Annotated in this window: 21 protein-coding genes and 1 tRNA gene; 10 read left to right on the top strand and 12 right to left on the bottom strand. The window is 68.9% G+C overall.

The window, feature by feature from the left end; all coding sequences use genetic code 11:
* From WBA97_RS39040 to WBA97_RS39025, 4 genes are all read right to left on the bottom strand, one after another.
* The gene (locus WBA97_RS39040; RefSeq protein ID WP_424236135.1) at nucleotides 1-888 is read right to left on the bottom strand and encodes a carbohydrate ABC transporter permease; all 888 of its coding nucleotides are present in this window, start codon (nucleotides 886-888) and stop codon (nucleotides 1-3) included.
* Nucleotides 885-1,829: a carbohydrate ABC transporter permease gene (locus WBA97_RS39035; RefSeq protein ID WP_424236134.1), complete on the bottom strand. Its 945-nt coding sequence runs from the start codon at nucleotides 1,827-1,829 to the stop codon at nucleotides 885-887. Before WBA97_RS39035 ends, WBA97_RS39040 begins: the two co-directional genes overlap by 4 nt.
* A 2-nt stretch (nucleotides 1,830-1,831) precedes the next feature.
* Nucleotides 1,832-3,199, bottom strand: a complete 1,368-nt coding sequence (locus tag WBA97_RS39030; RefSeq protein WP_424236132.1) for an ABC transporter substrate-binding protein — start codon at nucleotides 3,197-3,199, stop codon at nucleotides 1,832-1,834.
* A gap of 506 nt (nucleotides 3,200-3,705) precedes the next feature.
* Nucleotides 3,706-4,725 (bottom strand): LacI family DNA-binding transcriptional regulator, encoded by a 1,020-nt coding sequence (locus WBA97_RS39025; RefSeq protein WP_424236131.1) that lies wholly within the window; start codon nucleotides 4,723-4,725, stop codon nucleotides 3,706-3,708.
* A 127-nt stretch (nucleotides 4,726-4,852) separates the two neighbouring features.
* Between WBA97_RS39025 and WBA97_RS39020 the strand changes: the two genes are divergently transcribed.
* Together WBA97_RS39020 and WBA97_RS39015 are read left to right on the top strand one after the other, a co-directional pair.
* Nucleotides 4,853-5,188: a hypothetical protein gene (locus tag WBA97_RS39020; RefSeq protein ID WP_424236130.1), complete on the top strand. Its 336-nt coding sequence runs from the start codon at nucleotides 4,853-4,855 to the stop codon at nucleotides 5,186-5,188.
* A 60-nt stretch (nucleotides 5,189-5,248) separates the two neighbouring features.
* Entirely contained in the window at nucleotides 5,249-6,124 is an 876-nt protein-coding gene (locus tag WBA97_RS39015) for a Ku protein (RefSeq protein WP_424236128.1), read from the top strand.
* A 59-nt stretch (nucleotides 6,125-6,183) separates the two neighbouring features.
* Here the strand turns inward: WBA97_RS39015 and WBA97_RS39010 are convergent, their stop codons facing one another.
* Together WBA97_RS39010 and WBA97_RS39005 are read right to left on the bottom strand one after the other, a co-directional pair.
* A complete protein-coding gene (locus tag WBA97_RS39010) occupies nucleotides 6,184-6,924 on the bottom strand; it encodes an RNA polymerase sigma factor SigF (protein ID WP_424236126.1) in 741 nt (246 codons plus the stop codon).
* 68 nt (nucleotides 6,925-6,992) lie between these two features.
* The gene (locus tag WBA97_RS39005; RefSeq protein ID WP_424236125.1) at nucleotides 6,993-7,415 is read right to left on the bottom strand and encodes an ATP-binding protein; all 423 of its coding nucleotides are present in this window, start codon (nucleotides 7,413-7,415) and stop codon (nucleotides 6,993-6,995) included.
* Nucleotides 7,416-7,602: 187 nt separating this feature from the next.
* Between WBA97_RS39005 and WBA97_RS39000 the strand changes: the two genes are divergently transcribed.
* Nucleotides 7,603-7,896: an iron-sulfur cluster biosynthesis protein gene (locus WBA97_RS39000; protein ID WP_424236124.1), complete on the top strand. Its 294-nt coding sequence runs from the start codon at nucleotides 7,603-7,605 to the stop codon at nucleotides 7,894-7,896.
* 22 nt (nucleotides 7,897-7,918) lie between these two features.
* On the opposite strand, the gene WBA97_RS38995 is transcribed toward WBA97_RS39000, so the two are convergent.
* A complete protein-coding gene (locus WBA97_RS38995) occupies nucleotides 7,919-8,251 on the bottom strand; it encodes a plasmid stabilization protein (RefSeq protein ID WP_424236158.1) in 333 nt (110 codons plus the stop codon).
* 80 nt (nucleotides 8,252-8,331) lie between these two features.
* On the opposite strand from WBA97_RS38995, the gene WBA97_RS38990 reads away from it, so the two are divergent.
* Nucleotides 8,332-9,087, top strand: coding sequence for an isocitrate lyase/PEP mutase family protein (locus WBA97_RS38990; RefSeq protein ID WP_424236123.1), 756 nt, complete (start codon nucleotides 8,332-8,334; stop codon nucleotides 9,085-9,087).
* A gap of 18 nt (nucleotides 9,088-9,105) precedes the next feature.
* On the opposite strand, the gene WBA97_RS38985 is transcribed toward WBA97_RS38990, so the two are convergent.
* Nucleotides 9,106-9,179, bottom strand: a tRNA-Cys gene (locus tag WBA97_RS38985).
* A gap of 75 nt (nucleotides 9,180-9,254) precedes the next feature.
* Complete coding sequence (locus WBA97_RS38980; RefSeq protein ID WP_424236122.1) at nucleotides 9,255-10,625, bottom strand: dicarboxylate/amino acid:cation symporter; 1,371 nt, start codon at nucleotides 10,623-10,625, stop codon at nucleotides 9,255-9,257.
* A 147-nt stretch (nucleotides 10,626-10,772) separates the two neighbouring features.
* On the opposite strand from WBA97_RS38980, the gene WBA97_RS38975 reads away from it, so the two are divergent.
* Complete coding sequence (locus WBA97_RS38975; protein ID WP_424236121.1) at nucleotides 10,773-11,582, top strand: NmrA family NAD(P)-binding protein; 810 nt, start codon at nucleotides 10,773-10,775, stop codon at nucleotides 11,580-11,582.
* A 353-nt stretch (nucleotides 11,583-11,935) separates the two neighbouring features.
* Here the strand turns inward: WBA97_RS38975 and WBA97_RS38970 are convergent, their stop codons facing one another.
* Nucleotides 11,936-12,664 carry a peptidylprolyl isomerase gene (locus WBA97_RS38970; RefSeq protein ID WP_424236119.1) on the bottom strand — a complete coding sequence of 243 codons (729 nt, stop codon included), beginning with the start codon at nucleotides 12,662-12,664 and terminating at the stop codon, nucleotides 11,936-11,938.
* Nucleotides 12,665-12,748: 84 nt separating this feature from the next.
* On the opposite strand from WBA97_RS38970, the gene WBA97_RS38965 reads away from it, so the two are divergent.
* Nucleotides 12,749-13,198, top strand: coding sequence for a pyridoxamine 5'-phosphate oxidase family protein (locus WBA97_RS38965; protein WP_424236118.1), 450 nt, complete (start codon nucleotides 12,749-12,751; stop codon nucleotides 13,196-13,198).
* Between the two features lie 41 nt (nucleotides 13,199-13,239).
* Here the strand turns inward: WBA97_RS38965 and WBA97_RS38960 are convergent, their stop codons facing one another.
* Nucleotides 13,240-13,446: an antitoxin gene (locus WBA97_RS38960; protein WP_424236117.1), complete on the bottom strand. Its 207-nt coding sequence runs from the start codon at nucleotides 13,444-13,446 to the stop codon at nucleotides 13,240-13,242.
* Between the two features lie 122 nt (nucleotides 13,447-13,568).
* On the opposite strand from WBA97_RS38960, the gene WBA97_RS38955 reads away from it, so the two are divergent.
* The 4 genes from WBA97_RS38955 (at nucleotide 13,569) to WBA97_RS38940 (ending at nucleotide 16,210) form a co-directional block, all read left to right on the top strand.
* Nucleotides 13,569-13,901: an ArsR/SmtB family transcription factor gene (locus WBA97_RS38955; RefSeq protein ID WP_424236116.1), complete on the top strand. Its 333-nt coding sequence runs from the start codon at nucleotides 13,569-13,571 to the stop codon at nucleotides 13,899-13,901.
* Entirely contained in the window at nucleotides 13,879-14,289 is a 411-nt protein-coding gene (locus WBA97_RS38950) for an SRPBCC family protein (RefSeq protein ID WP_424236114.1), read from the top strand. The genes WBA97_RS38955 and WBA97_RS38950 overlap by 23 nt, the downstream gene beginning before the upstream one ends.
* A gap of 75 nt (nucleotides 14,290-14,364) precedes the next feature.
* Entirely contained in the window at nucleotides 14,365-15,546 is a 1,182-nt protein-coding gene (locus tag WBA97_RS38945; RefSeq protein ID WP_424236113.1) for an MFS transporter, read from the top strand.
* A 22-nt stretch (nucleotides 15,547-15,568) separates the two neighbouring features.
* Nucleotides 15,569-16,210 carry a TetR/AcrR family transcriptional regulator gene (locus WBA97_RS38940; protein WP_424236111.1) on the top strand — a complete coding sequence of 214 codons (642 nt, stop codon included), beginning with the start codon at nucleotides 15,569-15,571 and terminating at the stop codon, nucleotides 16,208-16,210.
* Nucleotides 16,211-16,545: 335 nt separating this feature from the next.
* Here the strand turns inward: WBA97_RS38940 and WBA97_RS38935 are convergent, their stop codons facing one another.
* Nucleotides 16,546-16,812 carry a hypothetical protein gene (locus WBA97_RS38935; protein ID WP_424236109.1) on the bottom strand — a complete coding sequence of 89 codons (267 nt, stop codon included), beginning with the start codon at nucleotides 16,810-16,812 and terminating at the stop codon, nucleotides 16,546-16,548.
* Nucleotides 16,813-16,814: the final 2 nt, after the last annotated feature.

Raw genomic sequence — 16,814 nt, 5'->3', positions numbered from 1 at the left:
TCACCCCTTGAGAGAGCCGGCCGTCAGACCGGCGAGGATCTGTCTTTGGAAGATCAGGAACGCGACGACCATCGGGACGCTCGCGATGACCAGCCCCGCGAGCATCAGGTTGATCGGTGTGTCGGGTTCGAACCGCTGCAGCGCCACGGACAGCGTCTGGACCTCCGGGTTCTGCAGGACCAGCAGCGGCCAGATGAAGTCCTTCCACGCCGCGACGATCGAGAAGATCGACACCACGGCGATGATCGGCCGCGACAGCGGCAGCACGATCCGCACCATCGTCGTGACGCTGCCGGCGCCGTCGATCCGTGCCGCGTCGAGCAGGTCGGTCGGGATCTGGTCGAAGAAACGTTTCAGCAGGTAGATGTTGAACGCGTTCGCGGCAGCGGGAAGCCAGATCGCGGCAGGCGAGTTGACCAGGTTCACCTCGAAGACCGGCACCTCGGTGATCGCAAGGTAGGTGGGCACGAGCAGCGCGGAGGCTGGCAGCATCAGTGTCGCCAGCATCAGCGCGAGGATCCACTTGCCGAGCACCGGGCGCAGTTTCGACAGCGCGTACGCCGCGGGCAGCTGCACCGCGAGCTGGATGAGCCACGCCCCGGCCGCGATGATCACGGTGTTCTTGAAGTACTTGGCGAGGTCCATGAAGTTCCACGCCTCGACGTACGCGCCTGCCCCGAAGGTTTCGGGCAGCAGCGTCGGCGGAGTCCTGGCCAGCTCCGGTGCGGTCTTCATGGCGCCGAGGACCATCCACAGCAGCGGCACCACGAACGCGACCGTGAACAACGTGATCACGAGCGCGAACACGAGCCAGTAGGCGAGCTTGCCCCTGCGCTTGCGTAGCGCCCATGGCGAGATGAGTGTCCGTTGTGAACTGTCCACTGTCACCCCTTGGTCCTGGTCAGCCGCAGGTACAGCGCGGAGAACGCGCCGAGCGCGACGAACAGCAGCAGGCTCAGCGCGCTGGCGGTGCCGAAGTCGTTGTAGGTGAAGGCGTAGCGGTACAGCAGGAGCAGCACGGTGACCGTGGAGTCCTCCGGCCCGCCGCCGGTCATCACGTACGGCTCGGTGAACACCTGCATGGTGGCCACGATCTGCATCAGCATCATGATCAGCAGCACGAACCGGGTCTGCGGGATCGTGACGAACCGCAGGCGCTGCCACAGGTTCGCGCCGTCCAGCTCGGCGGCCTCGTACAGCTCACCGGGGATGGTCTGCAGTGCGGCGAGGTAGATCAGGGTCGCGGAGCCCATGGCCGCCCACGTGGCGACGAGCACCAGCGAGAGCATCGAGGTGTCGGCCGAGTCGAGCCACGACAGGGGCGGCAGGCCGACCATCGTCAGCATGCTGTTGAACAGGCCGGGACCCGGGTCGTAGAACCACTTCCAGAGGATCGCGACGACCACCGGCGGCAGCATGACGGGGATGTAGACCACGAGCCGGAAGTAGGACTTCATGTGCCGCAGCTCGTTGAGCACGATCGCCACGGCGAACGGCACCGCGAACCCGATGACCAGCGCCAGCCCGGTGAACAGCAACGTGTTCCGCCACGCGATGCCGAACAGCGGGTCCGCGAAGAGGGTCTGGAAGTTCTGCCAGCCGACCCACTCGGCTGGCGTCACGAAGTTGACCTGCTGGAAGCTGAGCAGGACCCCGCGGACGATCGGGTACCACGAGAAGAGCGCGAAGCACACCAGCGCCGCGCACAGGAACCCGTACGCGGTGAGGTTGTCGGCGATCAGGCGGCGCAGACGGGTCGGCGCCGGGCGGCGCGGTGCCCGCGCCGGACGCCTCTCGACGTCCGGCGCGAGCACGGCGGTGCTGGACACGGTTACTTGACCTGCGCCAGCGCGGAGTTGACCTTGCCTTCCGCGTCCGACAACAGCTTGTCGATGTCGGCGTCCTTGTTGGTCAGCACGCCCTGCATCACGTTGTCGAGTGCCGCGTACACCTGCTGTGCGTTGGGCGGCTCGATCAGCTTGTCGAGATCGGTGAGCCCGTCGACGTACGGCTGGTAGTTCTCGACCGGCATGGTCGCGTACTTGGCCCGCAGGGTGCCCTGCTCCGCACGCAGGTCGCCGGTCCAGATGTCGGAGGAACCGGCGGGCGGCGAGGTCGGCAGGCCGATGGGCTGGTCCTGGTCGGCGTACCGCTTGAGGTCGGACTCCATGCGGTCCGGGTTGAGGTACTTCCAGGAGATCCACTCCAGGCCCGCCTTGATCTTCTCGGGCGTGGCCTTCGGGTTGATCATGTAGCCCTCGCCGCCGACCAGGGTGCCGTTCCCACCGGGCAGCGGGGCGAGCCCATAGTTCGCGTAGTCACCCTTGAACTGGTTGACCAGCACGGGCACGTTGTCCGGCGCGGCGATGTACATGCCGAGCTGGCCGGCGCCCATCATCCGCTGGACGTCCTCGATGACCAGCAGCTGCTTGGCGCCCATGGTGTTGTCGGTCCAGCGCATGTCGTGCAGCGCCTGCGCGACCTCCTTGCCCTTGGCGTTGTTGAAGTCCGCGACCCACTTGTCACCGTCCTGCTTGGCGATGTTGCCGCCGACGGAGTACATCCAGGTCGTGAAGTGCCAGCCGCCCTGGTTGTTCTTGCTGTACTCGGCGAAGCCCACGTTGTTGTTGCCAAGCGCCGTGATCTTCTTGGCGGCCTCCCGCACCTCGGGCCAGGTGGCCGGTGGCGAGTCGGGGTCCAGCCCGGCGTCGGTGAAGAGCTTGCGGTTGTACAGCAGTCCCATCGAGTAGTTGGCCGTCGGCAGCCCGTAGACCTTGCCGTCCTTCTCGAAGATCTCCTTGAGGGCGGGCTGCAACTCGTCGTAGTGCGGCACGTCCTTGACGTAGGCCGAGATGTCCGCGGCCTGGCGGCGGGAGATCAGGTTGGCGGGGTCGGTGAGGTAGACGTAGAAGACGTCCTCCAGCTGGCCACCCGCGAGCTTCGAGTTGAAGGTCTTGGGGTCCATGAACCCCTCGCGGGGCTGGATGTCGATGTTCTCGTGGGTCTTCTCGAACTCGGCGACGTCCTCGTCGAAGATCTTCCGCTCGAACGGCTGTGTCTTCGGTGGCTGGCCGTTCACCGTGATGGCGACCTTGCCGTCCGCGCCGCTCTCGCCTGCGTCCTCGCCGCAGGCGGCGAGGCTGACACCCAGTCCTGCGGCCAGTACCAGGCCTAATGACCTGCGCGTGAGTGTGTTCATGGTTGTCGTAACCCTCCGTCGACGGGCTCGCTGTCGGGGATCGGCCCGTGTCTCGGGTAGCTGTGTGTGGGGAACCGGTTAGAAATTGGTGAGCAACACCATAGATCTCCCGAACGGATGGTTGCAATAGTTCGACAGAGATTTGAAAAAATCTGACTCTGCCCGCTGGTAGTGGTCTCGGATGGGTGACAGCGGGGTTGCGGTCGAGCCGCTGAACCGATCAGGCGCAGGAGCCAGTCGGCGGTTCACGGAGTCCGCGCGGTCCGGTAGGCACGACTGAGCGGCGGCATGACAGGGCGACCGCGTCGCCAAACGAGGGGCGCGCGTTCCGAGGCGAACGGTCTTGTCGGTGCTCGCGGCTACGCTGGATTTCGGGGGGCCGACGGCCGCCGTTGATCTTGCGGCGGGGTGTGGCCGGGCGGCTGTCGAGCCTGACCCGGCGGTCAGGGCATCCCGCCCCGCGCGATCTATCGCTTAGCGTGGTTCGAGGGGCTGGAGGCCAAGCCTCAACCCAGCGTCGCCCTCGCGCGGGCAGGGGCCGCCGACGCGCGGACCACCAGCTCCGGCTCGAACAGCAGTTCCTCCATCGACACCTCGTTGCCCGCGATCAGGTTCGCCAGCAGCTCGACGGCCGCCCGGCCCATCGCCTCGATCGGCTGCCTGACCGTCGTCAGCGGCGGGTCCGTGCACGTCATCAGCGCCGAATCGTCGTAGCCGATCACCGAAACGTCGTTCGGGGTGTTCAACCCGAGTCGCCGCACCGCGCGGATCACGCCGAGCGCCAGGGGGTCACTGGCGCAGATCAACCCGGTGATCCCGTTCTGCACCAACCTTGTGCCGACCGCCTGGCCACCCTCCACGGAGAACATGGTGTGGCCGATCGAGTGCTCGTCGACCGTCAGGCCGATGCGGTCGGCGCACGCGCGGAACGCGACCAGCTTCCGCCGCGACGGGATGTGGTCGCGCGGTCCCAGCACCATGCCGATCCGCTGGTGCCCGAGCGCGACCAGGTGCCCGAACGCCTGCTCGACCGCCACCGCGTCGTCGGACGACACGACGGGATAGTCGAGGTCGATGGACGCGTTCACCAGCACCACCGGCAGCTTGCGCCGGACCAGTTCGTAGTGGTGCTCGTGGTCCGCGTCATCCTCGGCATGGCTGCCGCCCGCGAACACGACCCCGGACACCTGCTGCGCGAGCAGCAGCTCGACGTAGTCCGGCTCGGACACGCCTCCTGTACAGGTGCACAGAACCGGCGTGAAACCCTGCTGTGCGAGTGCGCTGCCCACCACGTCCGCGAGCGCCGGGAAGATCGGGTTCTGCAGCTCCGGCAACACGAGCCCGACGAGCCGTGCCCGCTCGCCGCGCAGTTGCGTCGGCCGCTCGTAGCCGAGCACGTCCAGCGCGGTGAGCACCGCCTGCCGGGTCGACTCGGAGACGCCAGGCTTCCCGTTGAGCACGCGGCTCACGGTTGCCTCGCTGACACCGACCTTCTTGGCTACTTCGGAGAGACGTCGTTGCGCCATGATTGCAAGTCTACGACAACGCTTGCAAAGACTTGCGCTGGCTTGCGGTCCACGGCCGAAATGTCCTGGTCGAACTGAGCCGGTCGACGGAGTGTCCTGTCCTGGGCGCGTGGACAGGGGTGGCACGATGCCGGGCGAGGAGGTGGTGGGGTTGGCCGAGCCCGCGTTGCCCGCCACCGTCGTGACCGCGCACCTCGCCACCTGCGCGCGGGCCATCGCCGGCGCCGATCCGGCCGTCGCCGACCTGCCAGAGACCGCCGATCACCTCGTCGGCGCCCAGCGGGACATCTCCACCGCCCTGACCAGGCTCGCGACCCGGCTCGCGCGGGGTCCGCGCAGTGAGGAGCGGGCCGCGCTCGTCGAGGTCCTGCTGGCCGCCGCGGCCGCCTCCGAACACGCCGCCGACGCGCTCGACGCCGGTGGACAGTTGTTCGAATCAGTTGCGAATGAAACGCGCTTTTAGCTGGTCAGAGCCACTTTTGGGGACTAGAATGAGATGAGTCCGCGATTGGGAGGTTCGTCTATGCGAAGCGTCTGGAACGGCACGATCAGGTTGGGTCTCGCGAACATCCCGGTGAAGGCGTACGGCGCCACCGAGGAGCGGGGGACCGGCCTGCACCACGTGCACGTGACCGACGGCGGGCGGGTGCGGCACCGCAGGGTATGCGAGGTCGACGGCGCCGAGGTGGAGCTGGCCGAACTGGCCCGGGGCTACGTGCTGCCGGGCGGTGAGACGGTGGTGCTGACCGACGACGACCTCGCCGGGCTGCCGCTGTCGTCGTCGCGCGCCATGGATGTCCAGGCGTTCGCGCAGGTGGAGGAGATCGACCCGATCTACTTCGCGCGGACCTACCACCTGGAGCCAGAGCCGGCGGGGGTGAAGTCGTACGTGCTGCTCGTCGAGGCGCTGCGCCGGTCCGGCCGCGTGGCGGTGGTCAGGATCGCGCTGCGGCAGCGGGAGAGCCTCGGTGTGGTGCGGGTCCGCGACCAGGTGCTGGTGCTCGAGACGATGCTGTGGCCGGAGGAGGTCCGCACGCCGGACTTCCCGTTCCTCTACCAGGACGTCGAGGTGAGCGAGCGCGAGATCCGCGACGCGACCGAGCTGGTCGAGGGCCTGTCGGAGAAGTTCACCCCCGCGCACTACACCGACGGCTACCGGGCCGCGCTACGTGCGCTGGTGCAGGCCAAGATCGACGGCAACGACATGGTGCAGCCCGCGGCCGAGTCGCAACGCGAGGGCGCTGCCGACCTGCTGAGCGCGCTGCGCACCACCCTCGCCGACAAGCGGCTCCCGCGTCAGCGCGTCGAACGGGCCCGCGCGGCGGAGGCGGCGGCCGAGGAGGCGAAGGCGACCGCCAGGAAGGCGGCGCGGAAGAGCCGCGAGACCACCAAGAGCTGACTCCCACAGCAAGGGGCCTGTCCGGAGATCGTCCGGGCAGGCCCCTTGCGCACGTCTGGTTACTTCTCGTCCGGATCGGACATCAGGCCCTCGCGGAGCTGCTCCAGGGTTCGGGACAGCAGCCTGGACACGTGCATCTGCGAGATGCCGATGCGGTCGGCGATCTGGGTCTGTGTCATGTGCCGGAAGAACCGCAGCGTCAGGATCTGGCGCTCGCGCTCCGGCAGCGACTCGATCAGCGGCCGCAGGGACTCGTAGTTCTCGACCCCGTCGAGTGCCTCGTCCTTCTTGCCCAGCGTGTCGCCCAGCGGATCCGAGTCGGCGTCCGGGGACAGTGCCTCGTCCAGCGACATCGAGTGGTACGCGTTGCCTGCCTCGAGGCCCTCGAACACCTGCTCCGGCGACAGGTCCAGGTGCTTGCCCAGCTCACTGGGCGTCGGCGCCCGGCCGAGCCGCTGGGACAGCTCTGCGCTCGCCGCGTTGATGGCGAGGTTCAGCTCCTTGAGCCGCCGCGGCACGTGCATCGACCAGCTCGCGTCGCGGAAGTGGCGGCGTACCTCGCCCATCACCGTGGGAACGGCGAAGGACAGGAAGTCGGTGCCGCGATCCGGCTGGAAGCGGTCGACCGCGTTGATCAACCCCAGCGTCGCCACCTGCACGAGGTCCTCGCGGGGAACGCCGCGGTTGGAGAACCGCGCCGCGATGTGTTCCGCGAGTGGCAGGTGACCGGTGACGAGCTTGTTCCGTAGCTCCGTGCGTCTTGGGTCGCCGTCGGGCAACTCGGCCATCTCGGCGAACATCGGGGCCAGATGTTCGTAGCCGGTGGACGAGTTTTCCCGGTCTCTGGAGCGCGGACTCTGCGTCCCGGTCACCCGGGTAGCCCTTCCGTCCTGCGCTTGGCCAACTCGATGTGGATCAGATGGGTGTCGGCGTCGTCGGGTCCGTCGACCCAGGTCGCCGTGTGGTCGGTGAGAGTGGTCAGGACGCGCCAGCCGAACGAGTCGCTGCTTGGCTTGGCGTCGCTTGTGGACGGAACGGTGACGACGAACCGGATCTCATCCATGGTGACACGGAAAGTGCACGTCAGGACCGTGTTGGGGGCGCCCTGCGTGATCAGTGTCGAACATGCCTCGTCGACCGCGAGACGCAGGTCGGCGATGGAGTCAAGGTCAAAGTCCGCACGCATGGCGATGCTCGCGGCCAGTGACCGGATGATCGGAAGGTTCGTGAGCACGGCGCCGATTCGCAGCTCGATCTCTTCTGGACTGCCGTCCTCGGTTCCTTCGAACATGTACCCGGAGTACCCACAATCTTGAGCAGAAACACAGGAGTTCGGGCCGCTTCATGACCACGCGTGGACACCGTATCGGGTCTTTCGGCCCTGCTCAACACACGCCGGGCGCTACCCCGTTTGGCGTATGCCGCCCCCTCCGCTTAACGTGGGAAGGGCAAGCCGTCGAAACGAGGGAGCCAAACATATGTTGGCGGTAACGGAAGCGGCTGCCGAGGCGATCAGTGCGCTGACCGCTCAGGGTGGCATCCAGCAGGAAGGCGGACTCAGGTTCGCCATGCAGGCGAGTTCCGACTCGGAGGCCGCGCTCGCGCTCACCGTGGCGCCTGCGCCCACGGAGGGCGACCAGGTCGTCACGGCGAACGAGAGCGCGCACGTCTTCCTCGAAGAGGAAGCGGCCAGTTACCTGTCGGACAAGGTCCTCGATGTCCAGCCGGACACCGACGGGCAGCTGAGCTTCGCTGTCCTCGAGCAGGCCTGACGCTCCACAGAGGACCGGGCGGCTACCGGCCCAGGGCGTTCTGCAGTTCTTTCTTGGTCATGGAAGAACGACCCTTGATGTTCTTCTTCCTGGCCTCGTTGTAGAGCTGGTCCCGGGTCGGTCCGCCCGGTCCCTTGCGGTTACCGGACCGCTCCCCGCCGCGCTGCTGCGGAGACTTGTCCTTCAGCGACGTCCGGCTCGCGGTCCGCGACTCACCGGCCTGCGCGCGGTTCTTGTTCACCGTCCGCGCCGCGATCTCCTCGGCCCGGTCCTCACCGCGGCCCTGCTTCTTCTGGCCTTCCTTGATGTGCTGGTACTGGCGTTCGCGCTTGTTGCTCCACGCCTGCTGCGGCATCATGCACTCCTTTCAGGCTCGTGACCTGGGTGTACCCACATCGGCCGCCACCGAATCGTCGTGGCCGTACGGTGGGCGGCATGACGCGTGCCGACGAGTTCCGTGCCCTCCACGACGACTTCCTCCTCCTGCCGAACGCGTGGGACGCCGCGTCGGCGGCGGCGCTGGCGCGGGCCGGGTTCCCCGCGGTCGGCACCACCAGCCTCGGGGTGGCTGCCGGCGCCGGGCTGCGGGACGGCGCCGGCGTGTCGCGGGCCGAGACCGTGGCGCTCGCCACCCGGCTCGCGGGCCTGCCGGTGCCGGTGTCGGTGGACGTCGAGGGCGGGTTCGGTGACGACCCGGGCGCGGTGCGTGAGCTGGGGCACGAACTGGCCGCGCTGGGGGTCGCAGGCGTCAACATCGAGGACGGCCGGGAGAACAGCGGGCTCGTGGACGCGGCGCGCCAGGCGCGGCTCGTCGCGGCGGTGGGGGAGAGCGGGCTGTTCGTCAACGCCCGCACCGACACCTACTGGCTGGACACCGAGCGGGACAGCACGCTCGACCGCGTGCGCGCGTACGCCGACGCGGGTGCGGACGGGGTGTTCGTGCCGGGCATGACCGCCGACGCCGAGATCGCCGCACTCGTCACCGCAGTGCCCGTGCCGGTGAACCTGTTGTTCCAGCCGGGCAGGCTGTCGGTCGACACCGTGCGCGGGCTCGGGGTGCGGCGCGTCAGTACCGGCTCACTGCTGTTCCGCGCCGCGCTCGGGGCGGCGCTCGAGACCGTGGAAGCCGTACGCGACGGCGTGCCGCTGCCGCGTGAAGTCCCCACCGTGCAACAGATCCAGGGACTCTAGTGTTCCGGCGCGGGACACTGGAGACGAAGACGGGATTCGAACCCGTGTAGGAGGCTTTGCAGGCCTCTGCCTGTCCTCTCGGCCACTTCGCCAGGAAACCGTGTGCTGACAAACAAGACTGCCAGCACACGGTCGCCGGTACAACGGCTCCCACTGCGTGGGAAGCACTATGCGTTGGCGGGCTCCTTGTCCTTAGTGGATTCTTCCGCGTCGTCCGCTGGCCGCTCGTCCGCCTCGTCGTCGTCGACGAGCGGCAGGTCGGTCGGTGCGGTCAGCGCTTCCTCGTCGAGCGTGCCGGTGCTCCGCGCCACCAGGATCGGCACGGTGATCTGCCCTGCCACGTTCGTCGCGGTGCGGATCATGTCGAGCACCGGGTTGATGGCGAACACGGTGGCGACACCGGTCGCGATCACCTCGGCGGGCAGGTTCACGGCCGCGAGCGTGAGCGTCAGCATCGTGAACCAGCCGGTGGTGCCCGCGGTGGCGAGCGAGCCGAACACCGCGACCAGCACGATCAGCACATAGTCGCCGAAGGACAGCGCGATGCCGTTCAGGTTGGCGATGAAGATCGTGGTGGCGGCGGGGAACACGGCCGCGCAGCCGTCCATCTTGGTCGTCGTGCCCAGCGGCACGGCGAAGCTCGCATACCCGCGCGGCACGCCGAGGTTCACCGCGGCCTGACGTGACAGCGGCAGCGTCGCGCCGGAGGACTGTGACACGAACGCGAACTGCAGCGCGGTCCACGACTTGCGGAAGAACGTCAGCGGGTTGATCTTGCCGACGAACCGCAGCAGCACCGGGTAGACCACGAACAGCACGAGCGCGCTGCCGACGTAGACGGCGACGATCAGCGAGACGAGCGGCGCCCAGAACTCGTTGCCGTAGCTGGCGAACGCGTTGCCGAGCAGGCCGAGCACACCGATCGGCGCGAGCCAGATGATCCAGCCAAGCACCTTCTGGATGATGTCGAACGCGGCCTGGTTGACGTTCACGAACACCGACGCGCGGTCGCCGAGCGCGTACGCGGCGGTGCCGAAGAGCAGTGCGATGAACACGACCTGGAGGATGTTGCCCTCGCTGAAGGCGCTGAACACGTTGGTGGGCACGATGCTCTGGATGAACGCCCACCAGTCGCCGGGACTGCGTTCCGCGATGTTCGCGACCGCGTCCTCGGACGGGGCGACCCGCACACCGGAGCCGATGTTGCCGATCGAGGCGACCGCGATGCCGATGAGGACCGCGATCAGCGAGGTGATCGCGAACCACAGCAGCGTGCGGCCGCCCAGCTGTGCCGCGGTGCGCGGGCCGCCGAGGCGGCGCAGGCTGGTGATGCCGACCACGATCGCGGTGAACACCAGCGGTATCACCGTGAACTGGACGAGGCTGACGAAGATCTCGCCGATCCGCGACAGCGTGGTGGCGAGCCAGGACACCTCGGCCTGCTTGGCGACGAAGCCGAGCAGGGCGCCGAGCACCAGCCCGGCGAGCACGGCCAGGCCGAAGACCGTGTGCCGACGGCTTCGAGTGGATGTCGACATCTGTACTCCCGATGACGTCAAAAGGTGTGGCCAGGACCGGGCCACCAGGCTCATCCAACCTCACATTTCGTGAATTACTTCCGGCTCCCATCATGTGGACGACGGGCGTTGACCTCGACATAACTGGAGGTCCTAGCGTCGGTGAGCATGACGATCCTGGTGACCGGAGCGACCGGCAATGTCGGCAAGCACGTGGTGGCGGAACTCGCGGCCGCGGGGGAGCCCGTGCGGGCGGTGACTCGCACACCATCCCGGGTTCCCGGTGGGGTGCCGGTGGCGCAAGGCGGGATCGCCGACGTGCCGGGGATGCTCGACGGCGTCGACCGGGTGTTCCTGGTGTGGCCGTTCACGCACGCCGACGACGCGCCGCCGATCGTGTCCGCACTCGCATCACAGGTGTCGCAGGTCGTGTTCCTGTCGGCGCGCGGCGTGTCGGACGACTCGCCGCTGTTCCACGCGCGGATCGAGAAGCTGCTGCGCGACAGCGGTGTCGGCACGACGTTCCTGCGCGCGGGCGGCTTCGCGACGAACACCCTCGAGTGGGCGGACCAGGTGCGGGCCGGGGTGGTCCGCTGGGTGTACGGCGACGCGGGCCGGTCGCTGATCCACGAGCGGGACATCGCCGACGTGGCGGTCACGGCACTGACCTCGCCGTCGCACCTCGGCGCGGCGTACGAGCTGACGGGCCCGGAGACGTTGACGCAGGTGGAGCAGGTGCGCACGCTGGGGGCCGTCGTTGGGCGGGACGTGCGGTGGGAGGAGATGCCGGTCGGGGAGGCGCGGGAGTCGATGCTGGCGCGGGGATGGGACCAGGACTTCCTCGACAACGGCCTCGCGTACTGGGCGTCACTGGTGGACGAGCCGGAGACCGTGACGGGCACGGTGGAGGAGGTCACCGGCAAACCGGCACGTACCTTCGCACAGTGGGCCATCGACCACACGGCGGACTTCCGCTGACGGGGGCGGCCCTGGTGTCCTCGCCGTTCGCCTCCGGCGGCTCCTCGCCGGAGGGGCAGGTCTCCGGGATGGCAGGGAGCCCTTCTGGCGGGCTCGCGTCTGGAGCCACCGATGCGCGAGTCGTTTGATTCCCGCGCCGCGGGCCTCGTCCGCCACATTGCCGTCTGCCGTTGCGACGATTCCGAGGCACAGAAAACGCCTGCATCTAGTGCGGGGCACCGACAGGAACCGGTGTCGTAGCGGGGGTTGTGGACAACGGCGTGCGCTGTGGACAACCCCGCTCGCGGCGGGTTCGGCTGTCGGTGCCCCGTGGGAGGCTGGCTACCGGGGGCCGGAGGCCGGCCCCCGGTAGGTCAGCAGCGGACCTTGACCTTCTTCAGGTCGGTCGTCAGTGCCGGGGCGCCGTCGACCGGAGCTGGGTCCTCTGGCGTCGGCAGCACGCCGGCGGCGGCCACCTTGTCGAGTGTCGCCAGCCCGTCCTCGCCGATGGTGCCGAAGATCGTGTAGTTCGGGCGGAGGTAGGCGTTGCCGTACACGAGGAAGAACTGGCTGCCGTTCGTGTCGGGGCCCGCGTTCGCCATCGCCAGGGTGCCGCGCGGGTAGATCTTCCGTTCACCCGTCGGGTCGTTCGGGGCCGGGGCCAGGTCGACCGGGAGTTCGTCCTTGTACCGGTAGCCGGGGCCGCCCTCGCCGGTCCCGCTCGGGTCGCCGCACTGGAGGACCTCCAGCGTGGGGTAGGTCGTCAGCCGGTGGCACGTCGTCCGGTCGTAGAAGCGCCACTTCGCCAGGTGCACGAAACTCTGCACCGTGCACGGCGCGGCCGCGCGGTCCAGGGTCAGCGGCAGCGCGCCCTGGTTGGTGCGCACATCCACCTTGACCTTGCCGTGGTCGGGTGTGTTGGCGGGGTCGCGCGGCAGCGGCACCGGCCGGGCCGCAGGCTCGTCCGGGGTCACCGTGTACTGGCACGGGCCGTGGGTGGACCCGTCTCCGGCGGTGGTCGCGGCGCCGGTCGGGGCCGTCACCACCAGGCTCGCGGCGGCCACCAGCACGGCGCCTGCCACGATCGTGAACTTCCTGACCACTGGTCCTCCTCTTCGCAGGGGCGAGGAAGTCTAGGCCGTGGTCGACAGCGGGCACCAGGGTCGTGCCCTCGTTATGCTGCGCCGATGACCGGATCGGACATCGCGCGCGCGATTCTCGACGGTAACTCGTTCATGGTGCTCGCCACCTCGGACGCCGACGGCGTGCCGTGGGCGACGCCGGTGTGGTTCGCGACCGAGGACTACCGGTCGTTGTACTGGGTGTCCTCGCCCGACGCCCAGCACTCGCGGAACCTCGCCGTGCGGCCGGAGATCTCGGTGGCCGTGTTCGACTCCACGCAGCGGCCCGGCGAGGTGCAGGCCGTGTACATGTCGGGCACGGCGGCCCTGGCGCGCGATGTCGAGGAGGGGATCGCGGTCTTCTCGCGGGTGGCCGTGCGGGAGGGGCTCGGCGAGTGGGGCGCATCGCGGGTGACCGGTGACGCCCGGCTGCGGCTGTACCACGCAACCGTTGCGGCGCACTACGTTCTCGACCCGGACGCGACCACCGACACGCGGTTGCGGGTCACGCTCTAGCACACCGCCGACCGGGGCCGCAGCCCCGGTCGGCGTGAGCGTCAGTGTGTGCCAGGGCGCGGTGGCTTGCCCGTGTAGTCGGTGACCTTGCGGACCGCGCTGTCGATCTTGTGGTGGTACTTGCCCTTGGTCCGCTGGTCGACGAACTGGCCTGCCTTCGCCGCCATCTTGTTCACCTTGTCCGGGTTGCGGCGGACATAGGTGCGCGCCGCGGCGGCGGTCCCGGCCAGTGCGGTCAGTCTCCTCATGAGTGGCATGGCACGTCCTTCCGTCGTCACGTACTCGGTCAACGGAGTACCCACCCGATGGAGTTCCCCAAACATGTCGGGGATTGTTGACATGTCGGAGATTTCCGACATATCTTGGTCGCGTGCTTGACGACCGACTGTTCACCGCCATGGCCAACCCGGTGCGGCGGCGGTTGCTGGAGCTGCTGCGCGAGGGCTCGCGGACCGCTGGTGCGCTGGCCGCGCAGTTCGACCTGTCGCGACCAGCGGTTTCCGAGCACCTGCAGGTTTTGCGGCGCGCGGAGCTCGTGCGCGAGGAGGTGCGCGGCCGGGAGCGGCACTACCACCTCACGGCCGAGCCGCTGGCCGCGGTGAGCGACTGGCTGCATCCGTTCGAGCGTTACTGGCGCGAGCGCATGCGCACGCTGTCCAAGATCATGGAGGAGGACCCCGATGACCGAGACGATTCACGTTGACCAGTTCCTCGCGCAGCCGCCCGCGAAGGTGTGGCGGATGCTGACCGAGCCTGACCGGCTCGCCAGCTGGTGGGCGCCGGGCGACATCCGGCCCGAGGTCGGGCACTCGTTCACGCTCGACATGCGCGGCTGGGGCGTGCAGTCGTGCACGGTGACCGAGGTCGACGAGGAACGGCTGCTGAGCTACACCTTCGGCGAGGGCGACATGGACTGGACGATCACGTGGCGGCTCGTCGCGGAGGGTGCTGGTACGCGGCTCTTCCTGGAACACGGCGGCTTCGACCTCGACGACCCCCGGCAACAGAGCGCGTTCACGAACATGCCCCGCGGCTGGGCGGGATCGGTGCTGCCTCGGCTGGCCCGGGAGCTGGCGGAAGTCACCGCGTGACCAGTAACACGACGGCCACGTCTGGTATCTGCCCCGCTCCCGGAGTTTGACTGAACGGAGACGACGAGGAGCGGCATGTCGAACGATGTGGAGCAGGTGGCGACCACCCCCGCTGTCGCCCGGTCTCTCCGCCTCCTCCAGGTCGGTTCGTTCACCTCCAACTTCGACCGGCTGATGATCGCGCCGATGCTGGTGGTCATCGCGGCCGAGATGGACCGGTCGGTCGAGGCGGTCAGCCAGGCCGCCGCCACCTACTTCCTCTGCTACGGCATCGCGCAGATCATCTGGGCGGTGGTGTCCGACCGGCTGGGCCGGGTGCGGACCATGCGGTTCGCGCTGCTGCTCGCGATGGTCGGCGGGCTCGCGTCGGCGGCCGTGCCGGACATCGGGTGGCTGGTGGTCGCGCGGGGCGTCACCGGTGCGTGTTTCGCCGCCGCGATCCCGGGCGCGCTCGTCTACGTCGGCGACACGGTGCCGGTGCGGGTGCGGCAGGCACCGCTCACGGACCTCATGACCGCGTCGGCGGTCGGCATGACCATGGCGACCGTCGCGGCGGGCGCCATCGCCGACTTCAGCAGCTGGCGGGTCGCGTTCGCGCTGACCGCCGTGACGGCCGGGGTGCTGTCGTTCTTCATGCGCGGCATGGTCGAGCCGCGGCTGGGCACGCCGCCGAGGGTGTGGTCGTCGGTCAAGGGCGTGCTCACCAACCGGCCCGCGTTGCTGGTACTCGTGCTGGTGCTCGCCGAGGGCCTTGTGCTGCTCGGGCCGCTGACGTTCCTGCCGGTGGTGCTGCACGCGTCCGGGCTGTCGGTCACGGTGTCCGGCCTGCTCACGGCCGCGTACGGGGCTTCGGTGCTGGTCTTCGCGCGGGTCGTGAAGGCCCGGACCACCACGGTGTCGCCCGCCACGCTGATCCTGATCGGCGGCAGCATGGCGGTGCTCGCCTACCTGCTGATGGTGATCACCCACGCCGCCCCCTCGGTGGTCGTCGCGACTGCCCTGCTCGGCGGTGGGTGGGCGTTCATGCACTCGACGCTGCAGACGTGGGCGACCGACATGGCGCCCGGCTACCGTGCGACGGCCGTGTCGCTGTTCGCCACCATGCTGTTCACCGGCAGCGCGATCGGTGCCGCGATCTTCGGCTCGATGGTCGACGCCGGACGGTTCACGACCATGTTCGCGATCACGCTCGCGGTGAGCGTCCCGCTCGTCGTCACCGCCACCCTCGGCCGCAGGCGCTACGCGACCAAGGGTTAGGCCCTCTTACTATCTTGGTCCCATGACGGACTCACCGACGCGGGACCGGCTGCTCACCGCCGCCGACGAGCTGCTGACGGAGTCGCCGGACGTGTCGACCCGTGCCATCTGCGAGCGCGCGGGCGTGCAGGCGCCGACGCTGTACCACCACTTCGGCAACAAGCAGGGCCTGCTGGCCGCGATGGTCGAGGACCGGTTCACGACACACATGCGCGCGGCGCCGAGCCTGGACAGCGACCCGGTGGCGGCGCTGCGGGAGAGCTGGCACCACCACGTCCGCTTCGGCATGGAGCACCCGAACCACTATGCGCTGACGAGCACGCTCATCCCGGTGGCGGAGAAGCTGCTGGCCGGCCTGCTGAACGAGATCGCGCGACAGGGCAGGCTGCGCACGGCCCCGGAGATCGCGGCGAGACAGCTGGTCGCGGCCAACGTCGGCGCAACACTGAGCCTGCTCGGGGGCGACCGGGGCACCGGGTGGACCGACCAGCTGCGGGACACCCTGATCGGCACCGTGGTCACCGAGGCGACCCAGCCGCTGGCCGGTGGCGGCCTGTCCGCGATGGCGGTGGGCTTCCTCGCGGCGTTGGACGCCGAACCGGGCGGCTTCACCACGGGCGAGCGGACGCTGCTGCGTGAGTGGCTCCACCGCGCGGCCAACTGACGGCGCGCAGGACCGGTCCCGGCCGCCGGCTGTTGTGCTGTCGGCATGGACGAGGTGGCGCGGCTCGCGCTGACGCTGGTGGACGAGGACGAAGCCGCGCGGCTGCGCGGGATCGTGGCGCTGGCCAGGTACCCGCACCATCCGGTCGCGATCGACGAGTTGATGGAGTCGCTGAAGAGCGACCTCCTCGGCGAGTTGTCGATCATCGCGGCGGTCGCGCTCGCCGCCATGGCCCGCGTCAACCCGGCCGTGTGCGTCGCGGTGGCCCGCCGGTACCGCGACACCGTCGGCAGCGTCGCCCTCGACGGCGGTTACGACCCCACCCTGCGCCTGACCTACTTCTTCGCGATCTCGGGTGACCAGGCGTGGTTCCGCGAGCTGCGCCCCGCCGACCTGCGTGCACGGACCGACGAGCACCACAGGAGAACCGCCCGGTACCTGGCCGCGGCCCGCGACGGCGACGTCCGTGCCGCGGCCAGGTCGATGGTGTGGTTCGAGTCGCTCGACACCCCGGGACAGCGGCTGGTGTTCAGGTCGGCGAACAAGCTGCTCCCCGGCTGGCGCCCCTGGTTCAGGCGGCTGATCCGCGGGACACTGGTCAAGC

The organism is Actinophytocola sp. (assembly GCF_049647105.1).
Classification (GTDB): Bacteria; Actinomycetota; Actinomycetes; order Mycobacteriales; family Pseudonocardiaceae; genus Actinophytocola.
The sequence above is the reverse complement of the archived record's forward strand: the minus strand, read 5'-3'. Positions and strand labels throughout refer to the sequence as shown.

Bases quoted from the DNA above. Each gene is read 5' to 3' on its own strand.
- WBA97_RS39030 (WP_424236132.1), bottom strand. From the start codon at position 3,199: ATGAACACACTCACGCGCAGGTCATTAGGCCTGGTACTGGCCGCAGGA.
- WBA97_RS39025 (WP_424236131.1), bottom strand. From the start codon at position 4,725: ATGGCGCAACGACGTCTCTCCGAAGTAGCCAAGAAGGTCGGTGTCAGC.
- WBA97_RS39020 (WP_424236130.1), top strand. From the start codon at position 4,853: ATGCCGGGCGAGGAGGTGGTGGGGTTGGCCGAGCCCGCGTTGCCCGCC.
- WBA97_RS39015 (WP_424236128.1), top strand. From the start codon at position 5,249: ATGCGAAGCGTCTGGAACGGCACGATCAGGTTGGGTCTCGCGAACATC.
- WBA97_RS39010 (WP_424236126.1), bottom strand. From the start codon at position 6,924: ATGTTCGCCGAGATGGCCGAGTTGCCCGACGGCGACCCAAGACGCACG.
- WBA97_RS39005 (WP_424236125.1), bottom strand. From the start codon at position 7,415: ATGTTCGAAGGAACCGAGGACGGCAGTCCAGAAGAGATCGAGCTGCGA.
- WBA97_RS39000 (WP_424236124.1), top strand. From the start codon at position 7,603: ATGTTGGCGGTAACGGAAGCGGCTGCCGAGGCGATCAGTGCGCTGACC.
- WBA97_RS38995 (WP_424236158.1), bottom strand. From the start codon at position 8,251: ATGCCGCAGCAGGCGTGGAGCAACAAGCGCGAACGCCAGTACCAGCAC.
- WBA97_RS38990 (WP_424236123.1), top strand. From the start codon at position 8,332: ATGACGCGTGCCGACGAGTTCCGTGCCCTCCACGACGACTTCCTCCTC.
- WBA97_RS38980 (WP_424236122.1), bottom strand. From the start codon at position 10,625: ATGTCGACATCCACTCGAAGCCGTCGGCACACGGTCTTCGGCCTGGCC.
- WBA97_RS38975 (WP_424236121.1), top strand. From the start codon at position 10,773: ATGACGATCCTGGTGACCGGAGCGACCGGCAATGTCGGCAAGCACGTG.
- WBA97_RS38965 (WP_424236118.1), top strand. From the start codon at position 12,749: ATGACCGGATCGGACATCGCGCGCGCGATTCTCGACGGTAACTCGTTC.
- WBA97_RS38960 (WP_424236117.1), bottom strand. From the start codon at position 13,446: ATGAGGAGACTGACCGCACTGGCCGGGACCGCCGCCGCGGCGCGCACC.
- WBA97_RS38950 (WP_424236114.1), top strand. From the start codon at position 13,879: ATGACCGAGACGATTCACGTTGACCAGTTCCTCGCGCAGCCGCCCGCG.
- WBA97_RS38945 (WP_424236113.1), top strand. From the start codon at position 14,365: ATGTCGAACGATGTGGAGCAGGTGGCGACCACCCCCGCTGTCGCCCGG.
- WBA97_RS38940 (WP_424236111.1), top strand. From the start codon at position 15,569: ATGACGGACTCACCGACGCGGGACCGGCTGCTCACCGCCGCCGACGAG.